The sequence below is a fragment of the Mycolicibacter minnesotensis genome (assembly GCF_010731755.1).
GTDB classification, from domain to species: domain Bacteria; phylum Actinomycetota; class Actinomycetes; order Mycobacteriales; family Mycobacteriaceae; genus Mycobacterium; species Mycobacterium minnesotense.
Genome location: NZ_AP022589.1, coordinates 3,135,560 through 3,155,925, shown reverse-complemented (window position 1 = coordinate 3,155,925; position 20,366 = coordinate 3,135,560). Strand labels below are relative to the sequence as shown.

Below are 20,366 nucleotides of genomic sequence, written 5' to 3'. Positions count from 1 at the left end.
GCTATCCGATGTAGACGTCGCCGTCGCCCAGCCGTGCCGCCGGGTTGAGCAGCATGGCCGACTCCTGGCGCTTCTCCGGTGTGTCGTGGTCGAACCGCCGGTCGGCGGGCCGCTCATACATCGGTGTGCCACCGGCGATCGCGGATGCGAGCCGGCGCTGACCAGCCAGCACCCGGGCGCCTGCCTGCTCCTGGTAGGCCGCACGCTGGCTCGGGTCCAGCGTCGCCAGGAACGCGGCCGGATGCACCAGCGCCACCAGTCCCGATACGTGACCGAATCCGAGGCTGGTGACCAACCCTGCCTTGAGCGGGAACTTCTCCCCCAACTCGAGGGTCTCGCGCACCCAGACCAGGTGTCCGGCGGTCGCCAGCTCGTCATCGACGCAGTCCAGGCTGCGGTTGGGCGGGATGACCCCGTGCGAAAGGACCTGGCACAAGCCCATCATCTGGAACACCGCCGCGCCGCCCTTGGCGTGCCCGGTCAGGCTCTTCTGGCTGATCACGAACAGCGGAGCACCGGGCGCGCGGCCCAGCGAGTCCGCCAGCCGCTCGTGCAGCTCGGTCTCGTTGGGGTCGTTCGCCAACGTCGAGGTGTCGTGCTTGGAGACCACCGCGATGTCATCGGGCCCCACACCCAGCTTGGCCAGCGAACGGGCCAGCATCGAGTCCTTGCCACCCCGGCCCGCGCCCAGGGCGCCCAGCCCAGGGGCCGGGATCGAGGTGTGCACGCCGTCGGCGAAGCTCTGCGCGTAGGCCACCACTGCCAAGACCGGCAGACCCATCTTCGCGGCCAGGTCGCCGCGGGCCAGCAGGATGGTGCCACCGCCTTGAGCCTCGACGAAGCCCAGCCGGCGCCGGTCGTTGGCCCGAGAGAACTTCGAGTCACTGATGCCCTTCGCGCGCATCATCTCGGTGTCGGCGGTGGCCGCCATATCGCCGAAGCCGATGATGGCCTCCAGAGTGAGGTCGTCGTAGCCACCGGTGACCACCAGTTCGGCCTTGCCCAGTCGGATCTTGTCGACGCCCTCCTCGACCGAGACCGCCGCGGTGGCGCAGGCCGCCACTGGGTGGATCATCGCGCCATAAGACCCGACGTAGCTCTGGACCACATGCGCGGCAACGACGTTGGGCAGCACCTCTTGCAAGATGTCGTTCGGTTTTGCCCGTCCCATGAGATTGCCGTGATACATGGTCTGCATCGAAGTCATGCCGCCCATACCGGTGCCCTGGGTGCTGGCCACCAGCGACGGGTGCACCCAGCGCAGCAGTTCGGTCGGGGTGAAGCCCGCCGACAGGAACGCATCAACGGTCGCGATGATGTTCCACAACGCCACCCGGTCGATGGAGTTGGCCATGTCCTGGCCGATCCCCCACACCGTCGGGTCGAACCCGGTCGGAATTTGGGCACCGACCGTTCTCGACAACTTGCTCTTGCGGGGCACCCGGATCTCGGTGCCCGCCTTGCGGATCACCTGCCAATCCGACGAGTCGGGCACCGGGCGCACCACGGTGTGCTCGGGGTCGAACTCGACGAACGCGCGCGCGTCGGCCTCACTGGAGACGACGAACGAGAAGTCCTTGTCCAGGAACACACTGACCAAAAGCGGCGAGGCGTGGTCGGCACCGATCGCGCCGTCATCGACGAACTCACGGACGCCGACGCGTTCCACCACGGCGTCGTGGTAGCGCTCCACCAGGTCGGCCTCGTCCACCAACTCGCCGGTGGAGGTGTCATACCAACCCGGAGTCGGGTCGTCCTCCCACGTGACCAGTCCGGTCGTCCAGGCCAGTTCCAGCACCCCAGCGGCCGACAGCTCGCCGGAGACCTCCATCTCGAAGCGGGTGCGCGACGATCCCAGCGGACCCAGTTCGGCGCCGCCCACGATGACCACCAGATCGGCCGGGTCGACGTCGAGGTCGTCCCAGGCCGGCGGCGGCGCCGGGTTGTACCCGCGTGGCGGGCTCGGCAGTGCCGCAATGGTGTTGGAGTCCTCTTCGGCGTCTTCGTCGGCTGGCGCTTCGCCTGTCATCTCCTCGCGAGCCTTGGCTGCCAGCTCGGCCATGTCCAGGTTCGCCTCGGCAAGGCCGCCGGTGAGGTCAGCCTCGATCGGCGCGTTGGCCGCCGCCACCTTCGACTCGACGCTGCACAGGTCCAGCAGCATGGCCGCCATCTGCTCACTCGAGTAGGTGGTGACGCCGGCTTCTTCGACTGCGTCGACAATGACGTCGTTGTGGCCCATCAGCCCGGTTCCGCGAGTCCAGCCGATCAAGGCGTGCGCCAGACTGACCCGAGATGCCCACGAGGACTCCGCTTTCCAGCGTGATACCACCGCGTCCAGCGACGCCTTAGCCTCGCCGTAGGCGCCGTCACCGCCGAACATGCCGCGGTTGGGCGAGCCCGGCAGTACCACGTGCAGCCGGGAGGCGATGTCGCGTTCTGCGCCGATCTTCGACAGGCCGCCGATGAGGCGTTGCACCGCCCACAGCAGGACCTTCATCTCCATCTCGGCACGCGCACCGGCTTCGGAAAGGTCGCCGGCCACCCGCGGTGCCGCAAACGGGAACAGCAGCGTCGGGGTCTGGGCATCCTTGAGGTGAATCGCCTGCGGCCCAAGGTTTTCGGTTTGCTCGGTACCGACCCAATCGACCAGTGCGTCGATATCGGCGTAAGAGGCCATGTTGGCGGGCACCACCCACAGCGCCGCACCGAACCGAGCGTGGTCGCGGTAGAGGTTGCGGTAGAAGCTCAGCCGCTCATCGTCGAGGCGCGACGTGGTGGCGACGACGGTCGCGCCACCGTCGAGCAGCTGTCCGACCACCGACGCGGCGATCGAGCCCTTGGAGGCACCGGTGACCACCGCGACTTCGTCGCTGTAGCGGCCGCGGCCGGGGTTCTCCGCACCGGCAGCGATCCGGGCGTACAGCGAGGCATGGATCTGGCGTCCGGCTGCCAGCGCGCGGGCCTGCCACCACGATGCCTGAGTGGCGACCACGTGGCCGGCACCCTCAAACCGTTCGGCGAGACGCGGCCAGTCAGCGTCGATCTCGCCTTCGTCGACCAGCCACAACCTGACCAGGTCCTCGCGGGCGCTGGCCCAGCGGTCGTCGAACAGCACGGCCTTGCGGCCGTCGAATGCGGGCGCCACCAGGCGCGGCCAGTCCGAACCCAACTCGGCGGTCACCAAGTCGATCAGCTCGCTGTCGGTGGTTCCCGTCGGAGCGCTCACCGCGTCGTCGAACCCGAGTTGACCGAGCACCAGGCGGGCGGCCGAGGCGAGAACCCCGTCGCGACCGGTGATCTGCGCAGTGAACTCGCCGAGTGCAGCGGCGTCCACGGTGGCACCACCGCCACCACCGCCTGCCGACGGCAGGCTCACCGCAACACCACGCCGCGCAGCAACGGCCTGGATGGCCCCATCGATCACCTTGTCCACGGCCGCGCCGTCGACCAGCGCACCTTCGTGCAACCCGCCCAGAGCACCGCCCCGGACACTGGTGCCCTCGCGGGTGCCCAACGCCACCTCGACGGTGACGTGTTTGGCCCAGCCTTCACCGAGTTCCCAAGTCTTCTTGACCCGCTCAGCGATGGCGCCGGGCCGCTTGCCCGACGGGCCGAGGATGGTGCGCAGCTGGTCGTTGATCGCATCGGTCAACACCGGGCCGTAGGGCTTGTAGGTGCGCGCCAGCTTGGTCACCTGAGACTTCAGCCCGGACAGGTCGGCCTCTGCCGCTCCGTCGATGGCGCCGAGGTTCAGCTCGGAGCCCAGGTCCACCAGCAGCTGGTTGCGCCGCGACGACGCACCGTCGGTGATCGACTCGATGGAGTCCAGCGCCTCGATCTGGTCGATCCGCATCTTGGCACTCAGCGCGATCAGCGCCAGCGTGGCATCGGCGGCGTCAAACGCGATGTCGTCGGGGCGCGGAGCCCCCGACGGTGCGACCGGGGCGGCAGGTGCCGGTGCGGCGGCCTCCGCCGGGGCGGCCTCCGCCGACGCCTCAGCCGGTGCCGATTCCTCTTCGGGTTCCGGCTCGGGGTCGGTGTCGGTGGCGAACAACACGGCGGCGTCCCGCTCGGCGTTGAGGATCTCCACGGTGCTGTGGGCGTACTCGGGCAGTTTGAGGGTGTTGGTGGCCAGCCCGGCCACGGTCGGAGCGGTCTTCACCCCGATCTCGACGAAACGCTCCACCCCCAGACCGCCGGCAGCCTGCTCGATGAACAGCAGATCCTGGGTCTCGATCCAGCGCACCGGGCTGGCGAACTGCCAGGCCAGCAACTCGATCACGACCTTGCGGCACAGTTCATTCGGCTTTTCGTTGCGCCAGGTGTCGTAGTCGGCCAGCACCTCGTCGAGTGGTTCAGCCGGCACCAGGTCGCGGATCTCCTGGATGAACTCACGATCCAGGGTGAAGGGCTTGGGCACCAGGTTGGGGATGTAGCGACCGACGATCAGCTCGGGGTCGGTGTCTCGCGGCATCACCCGCTCCAGCGAGCGTCGGAAGTCGTCGACACCGATGCGCAGCACCTCCGAATGGAACGGCACGTCGATGCCCGGCACCAGGATGAACGACCGTTTGCCGCCGGAGATCTCGCGACGCCGCTCGACCTCGGCTTCGAGCGCTTCCAGTCCGGCCACCGTGCCGGCGATCGCATACTGCGAGCCACGGAGGTTGAAGTTGACGATCTGCAGGAATTCCCCGGTGCGCTCGGCGATCTCGGCCACGAAGGCGGTGACGTCGGCATCATCGAGATCGATCTGCGACGGCCGGATGGCAGCCAGCCGGTAATTCGATCGTCCCATGGCGTCACGCGGCACGATGTCGTGCATCTTGGAGCCGCGGTGGAACACCACCTCCAGCAGCGCTTCGAGCTCGTAGACGTCGCTGACACAGGCCAGCGCGGTGTACTCACCGACGGAGTGCCCGCAGGCGATCGCACCTTCGACGAACGCGCCCTGCTCACGCATCTCCGCGACCTGCGCCGCGGCCACGGTCGCCATCGCGACCTGGGTGAACTGCGTCAGATTGAGCACGCCTTCGGGGTGCTGGTAGTGCACGCCGGAGGCGATCAGGCTGGTCGGGTTGTCGCGCACCACATGCAGCACCGAGAAGCCCAGGACGTCGCGGGTGAACCTGTCCGCGGAGTCCCACACCTTGCGGGCGGCCTTGGAGCGGGCACGCACCTCCATGCCCATGCCCTTGTGCTGAATGCCCTGCCCCGGAAACGCGTAGACCGTCTTGGGGGCGGTCAGCCGCGCGGTCGCCGACATCACCAGATCCGAACCGATCCGCGCGCTGATCTCCAGAACCTCGGCACCCAGGTCGATGCCGACCCGGTCCACCCGGAAGTCCACGGCGTCGCCGGGCTTGACCATGCCCAGGAAACGCGCGGTCCAGCCGACCAACCGCGCCGGCGGGCGAGCCTGCCCATCGGTGGCGGTCACCACATGCTGGGCCGCGGCCGACAGCCACATGCCATGCACGATCGGCGAATCCAGGCCGGCCAGCAGCGCCGCCGCCCGGTCGGTGTGAATCGGGTTGTGGTCCCCAGAGACCGCTGCGAACGGCCGCATGTCCACCGGCGCGGTGACGGTGACATCGCGCCGACGCCGTCGCGGAGTGTCGGTGGCATTGTCGGAGACGGCGCCCCCGGCCCGAACCGGGTCAGTCAGTTCTGCAGCACCAGTGCGCCCGCGGATCGCGAAGCGCTCCTCGAGCGTGGCCAGCAGTGTTCCGTCGGCCCCGCGGACTGCGACCGACACCGGAACGACGCGCCCGACCTCGGTGTCGGTGGCCGCCGAAGCCGTTGCGGTCACGGTCAATTCAGCCGGTTCGGCAGGCAGTGCGGCGAGCAGCTGCGCAGCGTGGTCCAGGTGCACCAGGGACAACAAGCCCTCGACAACCGGGAACCCGACATCAGTGGTGGCCGAACCGATGGCAGCGAACACCGCCGGCCAGCATCGGCCGACCAGCACGTCGGGGACGATCGACTGTCCCGGCGCCAGCGGAGCGCCGAACGTCGCGGTCACCCCGGTGTGGTCGGCGACCTCTTCGGGCTTCCACGCCACGGTGACGGTCGCTGCGCCGTCGCGCACCGGCGGCAGGGCCTCCGGGCCGTCGACTCCGGCGGCGATGGCCAGCACCGAACGCATTGCGGCAGCGGCGTCCTCGGTGGACACCAGCGGGGCGGCTCCGTCGACGACGGCGGCCGGCAGCGTGAAGCGGATGCTGATCCAGACGCCGGACAGCGGCACGCTGAGCACCACGTGGGACTGCGAGGCCACCTCCAGGCGTGCCCCGGTCGACGGGTGGGTGGCGGTGCGGTTCTCGTGCACCTGCCACTCATCGGGAGCGGCGATCCGGTGCACCGGGTTGGTGGCGGTGCGACCGGCCCACAGCACGTCAGGGGCGTCGAGCACCACGGCCAGCGGACCGGCGACGTCGACGCGTCCCAGGCGACGGGCAGCGACCGGCACGGGCTGGGCACCGGTGGCAAGCACCTGCTCGACTGCGGTCTGCTCAAAGCGGTCCAGCAGCTCACCGACCGGCTCGTCGACCCGGGTGATGCCGGCGACCGCGGCGGTGCCCGGGATGATGCAGACCTGCTCGGCGGTGTAACGGGCGTCATGCGCCTGCCACAGCGAGTCGCTGCGCCACCAGCGCCGCACATCCTTGTCGATCACCGGCACAAAGTTGACCGGCTTGCCCGGGGTCTTGCACAGCTGGGTGAAGAACGGCGCATCGGCGGGGTGCAGGCGCACCGTCTCGGCCTCCGGGTAGCGGGCCACCAGCGCTGCGATCGCGTCGGCGGGACGTTCCAGGATCGCCTGTCCCTCTTCGGAATCGGCGAACAGCGTCTCGATCGGTCCAGACTCGACCTCGTGCAGGCGCGCCTCGGCGCGCTGCAGCATCGAACCGAAGCGCTCCCGCCAGGTGTCGGCCAGCCACGGGCTGTCCGGAGAGGCGGTATCGGCGGTCGAGTCGCCCGCGCCAATGGCCAGGTCGATGTAACGGCGCAGCCACTGCGCGTAGGTCATCTCGGTGGCATCACCGAAGTAAGGCTTGGCGGTGTCGGCCAGCGCGGCGATGATCTCGTCTCGGCGCTCGGCCACGGCCTCGCCGTCACCGGCCACCTCGTCAAGCAGGCGGCCACAACGAGAGGCGACGTTGTCGATCTCGTGGATGTCGGCACCGAGCTGGCTGCGCGAGGAAGCCATGCCGCCCTGGGCTTTTCCTGCACCGATCCACTGGTCGGTGCCCACGGTGTCGACCAGCATCTGCTTGACCGCCGGCGAGGTGGTGGCCTCCTTGGTCGCCATCGCCGCGGTACCGACCAGGATGCCGTCCACGGGCATCGAGGGGAAGCCGTGCTGCTGTGACCACCGGCCGGAAAGGTATTCGGCGGCCTGCTCGGGCGTGCCGATTCCCCCGCCGACGCACAAGGTGATGTTGGACCGCGAGCGCAGCTCGGAGTACGTCGCCAGCAGCAGGTCGTCGAGGTCTTCCCAGGAGTGGTGACCGCCGGCGCGTCCGCCTTCGACGTGCACGATCACCGGGGCGGTCGGCACTTCGGCGGCGATGCGGATCACCGATCGGATCTGCTCGACGGTGCCGGGCTTGAACACCACGTGGCTGATACCTGCGTCGTTGAGCTCAGCGATCAGCTCGACGGCCTCTTCCAGCTCCGGTATGCCGGCGCTGACTACCAGCCCGTCGAAGGGGGCACCGGACTGACGGGCCTTCTGCACCAACCGCTTTCCACCTACCTGCAGCTTCCACAGGTAGGGATCCAAGAACAGGGAGTTGAACTGGACCGTGCGGCCGGGCTCCAGCAGCGCGGTCAGTTCCGCGACCCGGTCGTCGAAGATCTCCTCGGTGACCTGCCCGCCGCCGGCCAGCTCGGACCAGTGCCCCGCGTTGGCGGCGGCGGCCACGATCTTGGCGTCCACGGTGGTGGGCGTCATACCCGCCAGCAGGATCGGCGACCGGCCGGTCAGCCGGGTGAATTTGGTGTCGAGCTTGACTCGGCCGTCGGGCAGTGCGACCACCGACGGGGCATAGCTTGTCCAGGGCCGAGCGACCTCCGGGACGGCGCCGATGGTGAACAGATTGCGCTGGCCGCCGCGAGTCGCCACCGGCACGATCCCGATGCCCAGGCCGCGGATCACCGGTGCGGTCAGCCGGGTCAGGATGTCGCCGGGCCCCAAGTCCAGGATCCAGCGGGCGCCCGCCTCGTGCAGCGTCGTGACCTCATCAACCCAGTCGACCTGCCCTACCAGGATGGAGTCGGCGAGCCGGCGGGTCAGCTCCACATCTAGACCCACCTTGGCGGCCCACTGCGCCACGATCTCGATACCGTCGGCCAGCCGCGGCGAGTGGAAACCGACCTCGACCTGGACCGGCTCGAAGACCGGAGCGAAGACCGCGCCACCACGCAACTTGTTCTTGCGTTCGGCGGCCTCCTTCTCGGCGATCTGCTCGCAGTACAGCTCGAAGCGCGACAGCTGCTCGGGAGTTCCGGTGATGACCACCGCGCGGCGCCCGTTGCGGATCGACAGCACCGGCGGCAGCACCGTGCGCACATCCTGGGCGAACTCGTCCAACAGGTCCCGAATCCGTTCCGGGTCCACGTTGGAGATGGCCACCATCGGCGAGCGATCACCCAGGATCGAGATGCCGCGACGACGCGCGACCAGAGTTCCGGCAGCGCCCACCAGCTGAGCGATCGCGAGCAGCTGCACGTCTTTGGCGCCGCCGGCCGCGAGTGCCTCGACGGCCAGGATGCCCTGCGAGTGACCGGCCGCGGCGACGGGCGGGTTGGCCGACAGGTCCAGTCCCTGACGCTGCAGCGCGCGCATGGCGGCGATCTGCGTGAGCAGCACGCCCGGCACCGACACGGCGGCCGAGGTCAGCTCCTTGGCGGAGGGGATGGGGTCTTCGGCCGCCAGTGCCCGCACCCAGTGCAGCGGCTCGAAACCGATGGGCCGGACCACGACAAGTTCCTGGGCGATCGGCTCGAGCAGCAGGTCCGCCTCACCGGCCAGGGTGGCCAGTTCGGTCTCGATCCCCGCCGAGGAGACCAAGTCCTCCAGCGACTCCAACCACGCCGCGCCCTGCCCGCCGAAGGCGACCGCGTAGGGCTCGCCGTCTGTCAAGCGATCCACCAGAGCGGACGCGGCGCTGGCGAACGGCCCCGAGCCAGCGCCCTCAGCGGAAACCCGGTCGTGTTCGTGGATCGTCACGTTTTGTTTCTCCCCTGCACTGGTTAATGTCGCGTCCTCTTCGACGCCCGCCGGAATCACCGGCCTATTGCGGGCTCTCGCGTTTCCGCGGCCGCGCTACAGCAGTAAGAGTGTCATAAGAACCTGTGCTGTTTCCGCAGCAAATTGGTTACTGATGAGTTCTACGCTCGGGTAACCCAGCCCCGGATATCTCGGGGCTCTACGAGCGTCACAAAGATCCAGAACAAACGGCCTGCGTGCGCGGGGTTACGGTCGAGTAGCCACAACGGCGCAGATCAAGGCTCTTTTGTTATCTAATCGTTATGTTTCTATCGGCCCGGCCAACCGGCGTCGGCGGCCCCTGAGGCATCGAACCCGAGCCAGGCACCGCGAACGCCGCGATCAGAGACCCGGCGCGGCGCCAGTTTGCTGGCCTTTAGGCAGCCCGGTCGCGGCTCAGGCCCACTGACCGAACTGCGGTTGGAGGATCTGGTTAACGTCCACACCGATGCCATCGACGGTGCGGCTGTCGATCTCCACCTGGTGCAGATTGGCGGCCGGATGGGCGATCCTGCCGGGTGAACCGAAGTTGTGCTGCCAGAACAAGGAGCCCAGGCCGTCCTGCACGGCCCACTCGATCGTCGGGGAGTTGGCGTAGACGGCGGTGCGTTCGGGCCCGATCACCGACTGCCATCCACGCAGGTAGGGCGCCACCTGCTCGCGGTACTGCTGATAGGACGGATTGTCGTCGATCGACGCGTAGATCGGGGCGGTTGCCGGACCGCCGGCTGCGCTGTGCAGCTGTGCGCCGCGCGTGGCGTGCTCGACACCGGCGGCCTCGCCGCCGAGCCAGTCGGCGGTGGCCTGTTTGCCGAATTGATAGCAGGAAACCACCGCCAAACCGCCTTCCTGCAGGTCACGCGCCTCGGCCGCCTGCATGGGCTTGCCGAGCATCCAGTCGGCGCCGGGCCGGCGATCCGACACGTAGCGGATGGCCCCCACTGCCCCGGAGGCCCGGATCGCGCTGGCCGGCAGGACACCGGCCGAATAGTCCAGCAAGATGCCCAGCGGCGCGGCCTCGGCGATTCCGGCGATCAGCGTCGAGAGCCCGGCTCCCAAGCCGGTGGCCGCGGGCACTGAGACCGCGAACTTGAACAAGTCGCGCCGGGAAATCACCACGCGAAACAGACTAGGACAGGAGCCGGCCCAGCAGGGGGCCGGTCACCGGCGAAATACCCGGTGAAACCGTGTGCGACCATAGGCGTTGTCCGGCAACAGACAGACAAGGCGGGCCCAGATTGCGTCCCTGGATCGTGTGGGGCACCGGCCTGTTGTCCTATTTGGTGGCAGTGCTGGACCGGACCACGTTCGGAGTCTCGGGCCTCGATGCCGCCGAGCGCTTCCACGCCGGGCCCAGCACGTTGTCGTCGTTCGTGATCGTGCAGCTGATCGTCTACGCGGCCATGCAGATTCCGGCTGGGGTGCTGCTGGACCGCTTCGGTCCGCGAGTGATGATCGCCACCGGCGTGGCCGTGCTGTCCGCTGCCCAGGCGGCGCTGGCTCTGACGCAATCGCTGCCCGTGGCGGTTGGCGCCTACGGAGTGATCGGCCTCGGGGATTCGTTCATCTTCATCTCGGTGATCCGGCTGCTGCCCAATTGGTTTGCCCCCGAGCGGGTTCCCCTGCTCACCCAGCTGACCGGAATCTGTGGCCAGTTCGGCCAGTTCCTCTCGGCGGTGCCGTTTCTGGCGATTCTGCTGCATGGCGGGTGGACGGCCGCCTATCTTTCGGCCGCCGGCCTGGGTCTGTTCGCTGGCGTCTTGACGATCATCGTCGCCCGCGACGCCCCCGCAGGGGCGCCGGCCGCCGCGCATGCGCGGACTTTCCGTGAGGCCTTCGGTGAGATCAAGATGGTGTGGTCGAGGCCGGGCACCAAGGCTGGTTTCTTTACCCATATGGGCAACGCGTTCTCGCCCGGCGTGTTCGCGCTGATGTGGGGGGTGCCCTACCTGACCACCGCGCAGGGTCTCTCGCGGGGGATGGCGGGTGCGGCGCTGACGCTGTCGGTGGCACCGTTCATCGTGGTCGGATTGTTGGTCGGAACCCTCTCCGCACGCTGGCCCCGGCACCGGCCGAAGGTGGCATTGACCATGATGGCGCTGATGGTTGTGACCTGGACGGTGTTGTTGGCGCTCCCGCACCCCGCGCCGCACTGGTTGCTGGTGGTGCTGATCCTGGTGATCTCGGCAGGCCAGCCGGTGTCGATGCTGGCCTTCGACTTCGCCCGCACCTACAACCCGCCAGCCGCGTTGGGCACCGCGCAGGGCATGGTCAACACCGGCGGCTTCATCGCCACCCTGCTGGTCATGCAGGCGATGGGCGTGGTCATCGCGCTGGCCGGCGGCTATTCCTTCAGCGCGTTCCGGCTGGCCTGGACGCTGCAGTACGTCGTGTGGGCGGTTGCCGCCATCGGTGTGGTCAGCTACGCACGAAAGGCCCGGGAATCCGAAGCGCTGGGCGAAAAGCCCGTGCTGGTGGCAGCCGGCGAGCGCTGAACGATTCAGTGCCCGGGCACATGTCCGTACGGGTCCGGCAGCTGCGGACAGTAAGCCTGTCGGGCCGCGTTGATGATGATGTGTGCCTCGCCGGGTTTGACTTCCAGATTCGCGATGACCGACAGGGGCACCAGCCGGGGTGAATCGGCGAGTGCGACGCAGACCGCGTGTCCCTCTTGAACCAGCAGAGTGCGCAGCGATTCGCATTTGATGTCGCCGCAGATCTGCTTGTCGTAGTCGGGGTGCAGCCCCTCACGCTCCAGCTCGTCGAAGAACACCTGGTTCTGGGGATCAACGCTGGGATCAGCAGATGCCGCCGGAGCGGCCGCCCCGGCAAGGCACACAGACACCACAGTGAACACCGTTGCGAGCAGCCGTCGGTCCATAGCGCTGCACCAATCACGCGGAGGGCTAAGACGTCCATTCTGGCACCGACGAACACCCGCTACATGGGATTATCGGGTTAAATTTTGTGCGGGCGGAGGGACTCGAACCCTCACGCGCTTTCGCGCAATGGCACCTAAAGCCATCGTGTATGCCAATTCCACCACGCCCGCAAACGCAGTCATCGTAGCGTCCAGCCCGCCGCATCCCACAACGCGAACCCCTTCCCCACGGCCATCGCACCAGGTCGCGCGGTACCGTCATGGGGTGTCCACTACACGGCGTCGGAGACCGGCACTGGTCGTGCTGGTGATCGTCGCCGCCAGCGCCTGTCTGGGACTGGGCTGGTGGCAGTGGACACGGTTCCAGGAGGTCAACGGCACCTTTCAGAATCTGGGTTACGCGCTGCAGTGGCCGCTGTTCGCCTGGTTCTGCGTGTACGCCTACCGCAAATTCGTCCGCTTCGAGGAGACTCCCCCGGAGCTGCACCCCGCCGATGCGGTGACCGAGATCCCAGCCGGGCTGCTGCCGGAACGACCCACCGCCGCCGCACCCACCAATGACCCCGTGATGCAGGAGTACAACGCCTACCTGGCCGAGCTCTCCGAGAACGATCGACAGAACAGGAACAGTGCATGACCGACTCCCCCGCCCAGGCCGCTCCCGCCGAGAAGATCCGCAGCGCGCTGCTGCCCTACCGGGTGCTGGCGTGGACGACCGGTCTTTGGCTGATCGCCCTGTGCTACGAGGTCGTGGTGCGCTACGCGGTCAAGGTGGACAACCCGCCGGTCTGGATCGGCGTGGTGCACGGCTGGGTGTACTTCGCCTACCTGATGGCGACGCTCAACCTGGCCGTCAAGGTCCGCTGGCCGCTGGGCAAGACCCTGGGGGTGCTGCTGTCGGGCACCATTCCGCTGCTCGGGATCATCGTCGAGCACTTCCAGACCCGAAAGATCAAGGCCCAGTTCAACCTCTGAGGCCTCGCACCTGTGCCGAGCGTGAAGCCAGCTTCACGCTCGACCACTCAGAGTGAAGCCAACTTCACGCTCGGCAGACGAGGATTGTCGGCCGGCTGAGGGCCCATGCCGTGTCAGGCAAGCGTGCGCAGGGCCGGTAGCAGCAGTGCCAGCGCCCGGCCGCGGTGCGAAGCGGCATCCTTCTCGGCTGGGCTGAGCTGCGCGGCAGTGCGGTCACCTCCCGCCGGAACGAACACCGGGTCATAACCGAACCCGCCCTCGCCGTGCGGTTCGCGGGCGATGTGCCCGGCCCACTCGCCGCGCACCACCACCTCGTGCTCGGGCCCGTCACCCCAGACCAGCGCGCACGCGGAGACGAATGCCGCGCCTCGGCGCTCGTCGGGCACGTCGTGCAGTTGCGCCAGCAACAGTGCGGTGTTGGCTGCGTCGTCTCCGTGGCTGCCCGACCAGCGCGCCGACAACACTCCCGGCATGCCGTTGAGCGCACCGACAGAAAGGCCGGAATCGTCTGCGACACAGGGCAAACCGGTCGCGAGATAGCCGTCGCGAGCTTTGGCCAAGGCGTTGCCCTCGAACGTCGCCGCGGTCTCCGGCGCTTCGGGATACGGTGGCACCTCATCGAGTGAGACCAGCTGCACGCCGGAGATTCCGGCGTACTCCAGCACCCGACTGAGCTCGGCCAGCTTCTTGCGGTTACGGCTGGCCACCAGCAGTTGCGTCACCGGTGCACTCAGCTGCCGAACGCCTTCTTCGGTGCCGGGCCCTCCGGCAACACCCCGGGATAGGGCAGCGCCAGGGCCTCGCGCTGGACCACGAACAGTTTCTCGCAGGCGGCCAGCGCAGAATCGAGCATCTTGTCCAGGGTCGAGCGCGGGAACGTGGCCCCCTCGCCGGTGCCCTGGATCTCCACCAGGGTTCCGGTGTCGGTGGCAACGACGTTCATGTCGACCTCGGCGCGCGAGTCCTCCTCGTAGGGCAGATCGACGCGAACCCGGCCGTCGACCACGCCGACGCTGACGGCGGAGATCGCACACGACAGCGGACGCGGATCGGACAACTTGCCGGCGACCGAGAGGTAGGTGACCGCGTCGGCGAGGGCCACATAGGCCCCGGTGATCGCCGCGGTGCGGGTGCCGCCGTCAGCCTGCAACACGTCGCAGTCGATCGCGATGGTGTTCTCCCCCAACGCAGCCAGGTCGATGCAGGCACGCAGCGAGCGGCCCACCAGCCGACTGATCTCCTGGGTGCGCCCGCCGACTCGGCCCTTGACCGATTCGCGGTCCGAGCGGGTGTGGGTGGCGCCGGGCAACATGGCGTACTCCGCGGTCAGCCACCCGCGACCGGAGCCCTTCCGCCAGCGTGGAACTCCCTCGGTGACACTGGCGGTACACATAACCCGGGTGTTGCCGAATTCGACCAGGACCGACCCAGCCGGATTCGAGGTGAATCCGCGGGTGATGACGACCGGGCGCAGCTCGTCGTCGAGGCGACCGTCTTCTCGTTTGGACACGCGGATAACCCTAGCGGGTCAGGTCAGGACCGCGTGATGTCGAAGGACTCGTCGCACACCACGGCGTGCACCGGACCGTCGAACTCGGCCTTGGCCTCACCAATGACATCCTCGCGCGAGGTCCACGGCGGGATGTGGGTCAGCAGCAGCTGTCCGACACCGGCGGCCGCGGCGATACGCCCAGCCTCGGTTCCCGACAGGTGCAGGTTCGGCGGGCGGTTGCCCTCATGGGTCCACGAGGCCTCGCACAAGAAGACGTCGGCTCCGCGGGCCAACTCGATCACCGCGTCGCAGTAGCCGGTGTCGGCGCTGTAGACCAGCGTTGCCCCGGACGGATCGGTGATCCGCATCCCGTACGACTCGGTTGGATGCGAGACCAGCTCGGGCTGCACACTCAGCGCGCCGAACGTGACCGGCGTACCGTCCACCCAGGGGCGGACGTCGAAGATGTCGGTGATGTCGTCGATCTCGCCGCCGTACGGAGACGACGCGGCCCCCATCCGAGACCAGGTGTCGCTGGGCCCGTACAACAAACCCTTGTCGAACGGCTTGATCGCCACCGACGGGTGGTAGCGGCGCCAGACGAACAATCCGGGCAGATCCAGGCAGTGGTCGGCGTGCAGGTGTGACAACAGCACATGCACCGATCCCGGGTCGACGTGGCGTTGCAGGGCGCCCAGCACCCCGCCGCCGAAGTCGATAACCAGCGGTGGCGTGTCCGGCGCCTGCAACAGGTATCCCGATGCCGGCGAGTCCGGACCCACCACACTCCCGGAGCAGCCGAGCACGGTCAGTCGCACGTTCCCTACTGTGCCATGTTCGTCGCGGCCATGACGAAGACACCGGCGCTTTGCCCACGATTCGTCACTGAAATCACCGGCTAATGCAGGGGTGCGTGACGGTGCACCGCGCCGACGCCGCTGATGGCCGGCCCCAGAAATCGGGTGGCCAGTTCAGCAAACGCCTCCGGGTCACCGGTGGCCTCGAAGACCCGCGTTGCCGGCGCGGCCTCATGAGGACGCAGGAGATCGCGCTCGGTGAGCACCCGCAACAGCTCCTTGGCCGTCTCCTCGGCGCTGGACACCAGCGTCACCTGGTCACCCATCGCCAACTGGATCAATCCCGACAGCAGCGGATAGTGCGTGCAGCCCAACACCAGAGTGTCGACCCCGGCACGCTGCAAGGGCTCCAGGTAACCCTCGGCAAGACCCAACACCTGCCTGCCACTGGTGATGCCACGCTCGACGAAGTCGACGAAACGCGGGCAGGCCACCGCGGTGATCTCGGTGTCACGCGCCGCGGCGAAAGCGTCCTGGTAGGCGTGGCTGGCAACCGTCGCCTGCGTCCCGATCACCCCGATGCGGCCGTTGCGCGTGGTGGCCACCGCCCGTCGCACCGCCGGCAGGATCACCTCGATGACCGGTACGTCGTAGCGCTCCCGGGCGTCGCGCAGGCAGGCCGCCGACGCGGTGTTGCAGGCGATCACCAGTGCTTTGATTCCGCGCTCGACGAGGTCGTCGCCGATGGCCAAGGCATGGGCACGAACCTCGGGGATGGTCAACGGGCCATAGGGTCCGTTGCCGGTGTCACCGACGTAGATGATGTCCTCGTCGGGCAACTGATCGATGATGGACCGGGCGACGGTCAGCCCTCCGACACCGGAGTCGAAGATTCCGATCGGGCTCACGCAGCAACCCCCCGGCGGCGTTCGCGGGCCTTGCGTTCGGGTCCGGCCAGCCAGTAGGCGGCCACGACGCCGGCCAGCGCCCCACACAGGTGTCCTTGCCAGGACACCCCGCCGCAGACGTTGAGCACCGGCACGGCCCCCCACAGAATGCCGCCGTAGAGGAACAGCACCACGACGCTGACCAGGATCTGCCAGATCCGGCGGGTGAACCAGCCGAACACCAGCAGGAAGGCCAGCCAGCCGAAGATCAGGCCAGAGGCGCCGATGTGGTCGGTCGGGCCACACGACGATCCGATGTTGCCGATCAGCCAGGTGCCCAGTCCGCCGAGGATCCACACGATCGCCGTGGCCAGGACAAACCGGAACAGCCCGGTGAGCGTCAGCAGAAAGCCGAGTACCAGCGCGGGTCCGGTGTTGGCCAGCAGGTGTGCCCAGTTGGCGTGCAGCAGCGGGGCGAACAGCACACCCCACAGGCCATCGGCCTCCAGCGGCCGGATGCCGTTGCGGTCCAACCGATGGCCGCCCACCTGATCCACGGCTTCGACGAGATAGAGCAGCCCGACGAAGGCGATGATCGTGGCGCCGCCGGTACGCCAGGCGGAGTGCCGGTCGGGCTGCGGCGCGGGGGGTGTTCCGCCGCGGGGAATCACGTCCACGTCATGGCCTTCCCATACCGCCGGTGAGCCGTTCGCCGAATGCCCCCGGCACCGTGCCCGGGTAGGTGGGGATGCCCGCCACAGGATCGGCGGCCAGCAATCCACACAGGACGGCCCGGGACAGACAATCCGCCGCGGCCGCGCCGACCACACTGATCAGGCCCGTCTCCGGGGACATGGCGTCCGGGGTTCCGGGCAGCGGTGGTACCTCGACGGTCCCGGTCGCCAACGCGAACACCGTGTCGCCGTCCACCGGGGTGTGGCTGGGCCGGATGGCGCGGGCGAGCCCGTCCTGCGCGGCCACCGCCATCCGGCGACAGCCGGCCGGGCTGAGTGCGGCGTCGGTGGCCACCACGGCGATGGTGGTGTTGAGCGACAAAGATTTGGGTTCCAGCCCCGCGAGTATCGCCAGTTGCTCCGACGGGGGCGCCGTCAGACCGAACTCTTCGATCAGCAGGTTCGACCAGGGCAATCCCGTGGTGGCGTCGATGAGTTCGCCGGTGGGATTGACCACCACGATCGCGCCGACGGTGACCACGTGCTCGCCGAGTTCCAGCGTCGTCGACGCGGTACCCACGCCGCCCTTGAACACCCCGGCGCGCGCTCCGGCTCCGGCGCCGACGCTGCCCGATGCCGGTTGGGCACCGTTGGGTCCGGCGGCGGCGGCCGCAGCCGCGTAGCCGAATTCGGCGGTGGGTCGTTTGTCCCAGCCGCCTACGGGCAGGTCGAAGATGACTGCGGCCGGCACGATCGGCACCACGCCGCCGTCCAGCGCGACGCCGCGGCCCTGCTCCTCCAGCCAGGTCATCACGCCGTCGGCGGTCGCCAATCCGTAGGCGCTGCCGCCGGAAAGCACCACCGCATCCACCCAACGCACGCTGTTGGCCGGATCCAACAGATCGGTCTCGCGGGTGCCCGGTGCGCCCCCGCGGCCGTCGACGGCGCCGACGGTCCCGGGGGGCGCCAGCACGACGGTGACGCCGGTGGCCCAGCCGGAGCCGAGCGTCGCGTCCGAATCGATCCGCTGGTGATGGCCCACCCGAATGCCGGCGACATCGGTGATCGAACCCATGAATGTCATCGTCGGGGCCTTCCCATCAGCGCGACCAGGAGGAACTCCTGCAGCACGGTGAGCCACTGATACACGTTCAGCTGCGCAGCCATCGGATCGTCGGCGGGCAACTGGTCGAGTCCCTCGGGGCCGATTTTGAGCACGGTGCCCAGAGCGAGGCGGATGTCGTTGACCGCCGCGATCCAGGCATTCGCCTGGTCCTCGGTCAGCTCGAAGCGCCCGCCCCGTTCGGGAACGGTGGCCAGCACTTGTTGTGCAGCGCCACGTTTGGCGTCGATGATCCCCGGTTCGTGCAGGCTGCGCAGCGCAGAGTTCAGGCCGTCTGCATCGACCGGAAGTTCACCCGCACAGTCTTCGCGCCGATGGAAGTCCGGGAGCAGCCGCAGCGTGGTGGCGTCGCGCGGTGTGCTGGTGTTCCCGGTCCGGATACCGGTGATCTGTTCCAGCTCATCCGGGGGCGACTCGGACTCTCGTGCGTCGAGCATGCCGACGATCGAACCGGCAAGGTTCCGGAGCAACGCGGCCTCATGCACCGCCAGCGCAGACCGGAAGCGGGGTCCGTCGCCGGTCTCAACCCGCTTCCATTTCTGCACGGTGAAGTCCCGGTTCCCTTCGGTTGAGTCTCAGCGGTCCTGCTGCATGGTCGCCCACAGCCCGGCGGCGTGCAGCTTGGACACGTCGACCTCCATCGACTCCCGGCTGCCCGACGACACCACCGCCTTGCCCTCGTGGTGCACCTGCAGCATGAGCTTGGTCGCGTGCTGCTCGCTGTAGCCGAACAGCTTTTGGAAGATGTAGGTCACATACGTCATCAGGTTGATCGGGTCGTCCCAGACGATGGTCACCCAGGGCGATGTCGTCTGCTCGACCGGGTCGGCGTGCCGCTGCCCGGTGCCCTGCGGTTTCACCGGGGCGGACGTCGGTACTGACCTGGCCATACCGGTCAGGATACCGAGCCGACGTGGGGTGCGGTCCAGTCGATACGGTTGACGGGTGCACTCCTCGGCCCGCTATGGCGGGCTGCTCACCGACAAATACGAGCTGACCATGCTCGCCGCGGCACTACGCGACGGCACGGCCGGCCGGCGGGTCGGTTTCGAGATGTTCACCCGCCGCCTGCCCGAAGCGCGTCGTTATGGGGTGGTCGCCGGCACCGGTCGGTTTCTGGAAGCGCTGGGCCAGTTCACTTTCGATGACAGCTCGCTGGGCCTTCTGGAAGAGTTCCTGGACTCCCAGACGGTGGCTTTCCTGGCAGACTTCCGCTTCCGCGGCGACATCGACGGCTATCCCGAAGGCGAGCTGCACTTCGCCGGCTCTCCGATCTTGAGCGTGCGCGGCACCTTCGCCGAATGCGTCGTGCTGGAGACTTTGCTGCTGTCGATCTTCAACCACGACACCGCAATCGCCTCGGCGGCCGCACGGATGGTGAACGCCGCTGGTGGCAGGCCCTTGATCGAGATGGGTTCCCGTCGTACGCACGAGCAGGCCGCGGTGGCCGCTGCCCGGGCCGCCTACCTGGCGGGGTTCGCCGGAACGTCCAACCTGGAAGCGCACCGCCGGTTCGGTGTGCCTGTGCTGGGTACCAGCGCGCACGCCTTCACCCTGCTGCATACCGGCCCCGATGGAGAGTCGGCGGCGTTCCGAGCCCAGGTCGCCGCTCAAGGTGTCGACACCACGCTGTTGGTAGACACCTATGACGTCGCCACCGGAGTGGCCAACGCGGTCGCGGCGGCCGGGCCGGGACTGGCCGCGGTCCGCATCGACTCCGGGGAACTGGCGGTGCTGGCTCAGCAGGTTCGCGACCAGCTGGACCGGTTGGGCGCTACTCGAACCAAGATCGTGGTCTCGGGCGATCTCGACGAGTACGGCATCGCGGCGCTGCGGGCCGCACCGGTGGACAGCTACGGCGTGGGCACTTCGGTGGTCACCGGATCGGGTGTGCCCGCGGCCGGGTTCGTCTACAAACTGGTTGAGGTCGACGGCCAGCCGGTGCACAAGCGCAGCGCCGGCAAGCAGACGCGGGGCGGGCGCAAACAGGCACTGCGGGTTGCCCGGGAGAGCGGCATCGTCACCGAAGAGGTCATCTACCCCGCCGGTCGCCCACCGGCGGTGGACGCATGGGCCCGGACGTTGACGGTGCCGCTGGTGCACGGCGGTGACGTGGTGGCCGACACCGGCGTCGCGGCGCTGGCCGAGGCGCGTGAGCGAGTGGCTTCGGGACTGGACAGCCTGCCCTGGGAGGGGCTCAAGCTCGCGCATGGTGAGCCGGCAATCCCGACCCGGCTGGTCGGGGGCGACTGAGAGCTGA

15 protein-coding genes and 1 tRNA gene are annotated in these 20,366 nt (G+C 68.3%); 4 read left to right on the top strand and 12 right to left on the bottom strand.

The genetic code is table 11. From position 1 onward, the window contains the following. Position 1: 1 nt before the first annotated feature. Both G6N09_RS14610 and G6N09_RS14605 read right to left on the bottom strand, forming a co-directional pair. Complete coding sequence (locus tag G6N09_RS14610) at positions 2-9,238, bottom strand: type I polyketide synthase (RefSeq protein ID WP_083027598.1); 9,237 nt, start codon at positions 9,236-9,238, stop codon at positions 2-4. A 435-nt stretch (positions 9,239-9,673) separates the two neighbouring features. Further along, complete coding sequence (locus tag G6N09_RS14605; RefSeq protein ID WP_083027599.1) at positions 9,674-10,396, bottom strand: DUF1906 domain-containing protein; 723 nt, start codon at positions 10,394-10,396, stop codon at positions 9,674-9,676. A 119-nt stretch (positions 10,397-10,515) separates the two neighbouring features. On the opposite strand from G6N09_RS14605, the gene G6N09_RS14600 reads away from it, so the two are divergent. Then, entirely contained in the window at positions 10,516-11,772 is a 1,257-nt protein-coding gene (locus G6N09_RS14600; protein ID WP_083027600.1) for an MFS transporter, read from the top strand. Positions 11,773-11,777: 5 nt separating this feature from the next. On the opposite strand, the gene G6N09_RS14595 is transcribed toward G6N09_RS14600, so the two are convergent. Together G6N09_RS14595 and G6N09_RS14590 are read right to left on the bottom strand one after the other, a co-directional pair. Beyond that, positions 11,778-12,158: a DUF732 domain-containing protein gene (locus G6N09_RS14595; protein ID WP_083027601.1), complete on the bottom strand. Its 381-nt coding sequence runs from the start codon at positions 12,156-12,158 to the stop codon at positions 11,778-11,780. A gap of 87 nt (positions 12,159-12,245) precedes the next feature. Further along, positions 12,246-12,329 (bottom strand) — tRNA-Leu (locus G6N09_RS14590). 94 nt (positions 12,330-12,423) lie between these two features. Here G6N09_RS14590 and G6N09_RS14585 point away from each other — a divergent pair. Beyond that, positions 12,424-12,795 (top strand): hypothetical protein, encoded by a 372-nt coding sequence (locus G6N09_RS14585; protein WP_179959841.1) that lies wholly within the window; start codon positions 12,424-12,426, stop codon positions 12,793-12,795. Then, positions 12,792-13,133 carry a DUF3817 domain-containing protein gene (locus G6N09_RS14580; RefSeq protein ID WP_083027603.1) on the top strand — a complete coding sequence of 114 codons (342 nt, stop codon included), beginning with the start codon at positions 12,792-12,794 and terminating at the stop codon, positions 13,131-13,133. Before G6N09_RS14585 ends, G6N09_RS14580 begins: the two co-directional genes overlap by 4 nt. A gap of 113 nt (positions 13,134-13,246) precedes the next feature. Here the strand turns inward: G6N09_RS14580 and G6N09_RS14575 are convergent, their stop codons facing one another. The 8 genes from G6N09_RS14575 to clpS form a co-directional block, all read right to left on the bottom strand. Continuing rightward, positions 13,247-13,867 carry a non-canonical purine NTP pyrophosphatase gene (locus tag G6N09_RS14575; RefSeq protein WP_179959912.1) on the bottom strand — a complete coding sequence of 207 codons (621 nt, stop codon included), beginning with the start codon at positions 13,865-13,867 and terminating at the stop codon, positions 13,247-13,249. After that, a complete protein-coding gene (gene rph / locus G6N09_RS14570; protein WP_083027605.1) occupies positions 13,864-14,643 on the bottom strand; it encodes a ribonuclease PH in 780 nt (259 codons plus the stop codon). Before rph ends, G6N09_RS14575 begins: the two co-directional genes overlap by 4 nt. 23 nt (positions 14,644-14,666) lie before the next feature. Continuing rightward, a complete protein-coding gene (locus tag G6N09_RS14565) occupies positions 14,667-15,443 on the bottom strand; it encodes a cyclic nucleotide-degrading phosphodiesterase (RefSeq protein ID WP_083027606.1) in 777 nt (258 codons plus the stop codon). Positions 15,444-15,523: 80 nt separating this feature from the next. Further along, entirely contained in the window at positions 15,524-16,330 is an 807-nt protein-coding gene (gene murI, locus G6N09_RS14560) for a glutamate racemase (RefSeq protein ID WP_083027607.1), read from the bottom strand. Continuing rightward, on the bottom strand, positions 16,327-16,986 hold the full coding sequence (locus tag G6N09_RS14555) for a rhomboid family intramembrane serine protease (protein WP_179959840.1): 660 nt from the start codon (positions 16,984-16,986) through the stop codon (positions 16,327-16,329). Before G6N09_RS14555 ends, murI begins: the two co-directional genes overlap by 4 nt. 1 nt (position 16,987) lies before the next feature. After that, positions 16,988-18,058 (bottom strand): P1 family peptidase, encoded by a 1,071-nt coding sequence (locus tag G6N09_RS14550; RefSeq protein WP_083027624.1) that lies wholly within the window; start codon positions 18,056-18,058, stop codon positions 16,988-16,990. A 5-nt stretch (positions 18,059-18,063) separates the two neighbouring features. Continuing rightward, positions 18,064-18,651, bottom strand: a complete 588-nt coding sequence (gene aosR / locus G6N09_RS14545; RefSeq protein ID WP_083027608.1) for an oxidative stress transcriptional regulator AosR — start codon at positions 18,649-18,651, stop codon at positions 18,064-18,066. A gap of 30 nt (positions 18,652-18,681) precedes the next feature. Continuing rightward, positions 18,682-18,996, bottom strand: coding sequence for an ATP-dependent Clp protease adapter ClpS (clpS, locus tag G6N09_RS14540; RefSeq protein ID WP_083027609.1), 315 nt, complete (start codon positions 18,994-18,996; stop codon positions 18,682-18,684). 109 nt (positions 18,997-19,105) lie between these two features. Between clpS and G6N09_RS14535 the strand changes: the two genes are divergently transcribed. Continuing rightward, entirely contained in the window at positions 19,106-20,359 is a 1,254-nt protein-coding gene (locus tag G6N09_RS14535) for a nicotinate phosphoribosyltransferase (RefSeq protein ID WP_234807103.1), read from the top strand. Positions 20,360-20,366: the final 7 nt, after the last annotated feature.

Excerpts from the sequence above, each read along its gene's own strand:
- G6N09_RS14595 (WP_083027601.1), bottom strand. The coding sequence starts at position 12,158 with ATGGACCGACGGCTGCTCGCAACGGTGTTCACTGTGGTGTCTGTGTGC.
- G6N09_RS14580 (WP_083027603.1), top strand. The coding sequence starts at position 12,792 with ATGACCGACTCCCCCGCCCAGGCCGCTCCCGCCGAGAAGATCCGCAGC.
- G6N09_RS14550 (WP_083027624.1), bottom strand. The coding sequence starts at position 18,058 with ATGGGTTCGATCACCGATGTCGCCGGCATTCGGGTGGGCCATCACCAG.
- clpS (WP_083027609.1), bottom strand. The coding sequence starts at position 18,996 with ATGGCCAGGTCAGTACCGACGTCCGCCCCGGTGAAACCGCAGGGCACC.
- G6N09_RS14535 (WP_234807103.1), top strand. The coding sequence starts at position 19,106 with ATGCTCGCCGCGGCACTACGCGACGGCACGGCCGGCCGGCGGGTCGGT.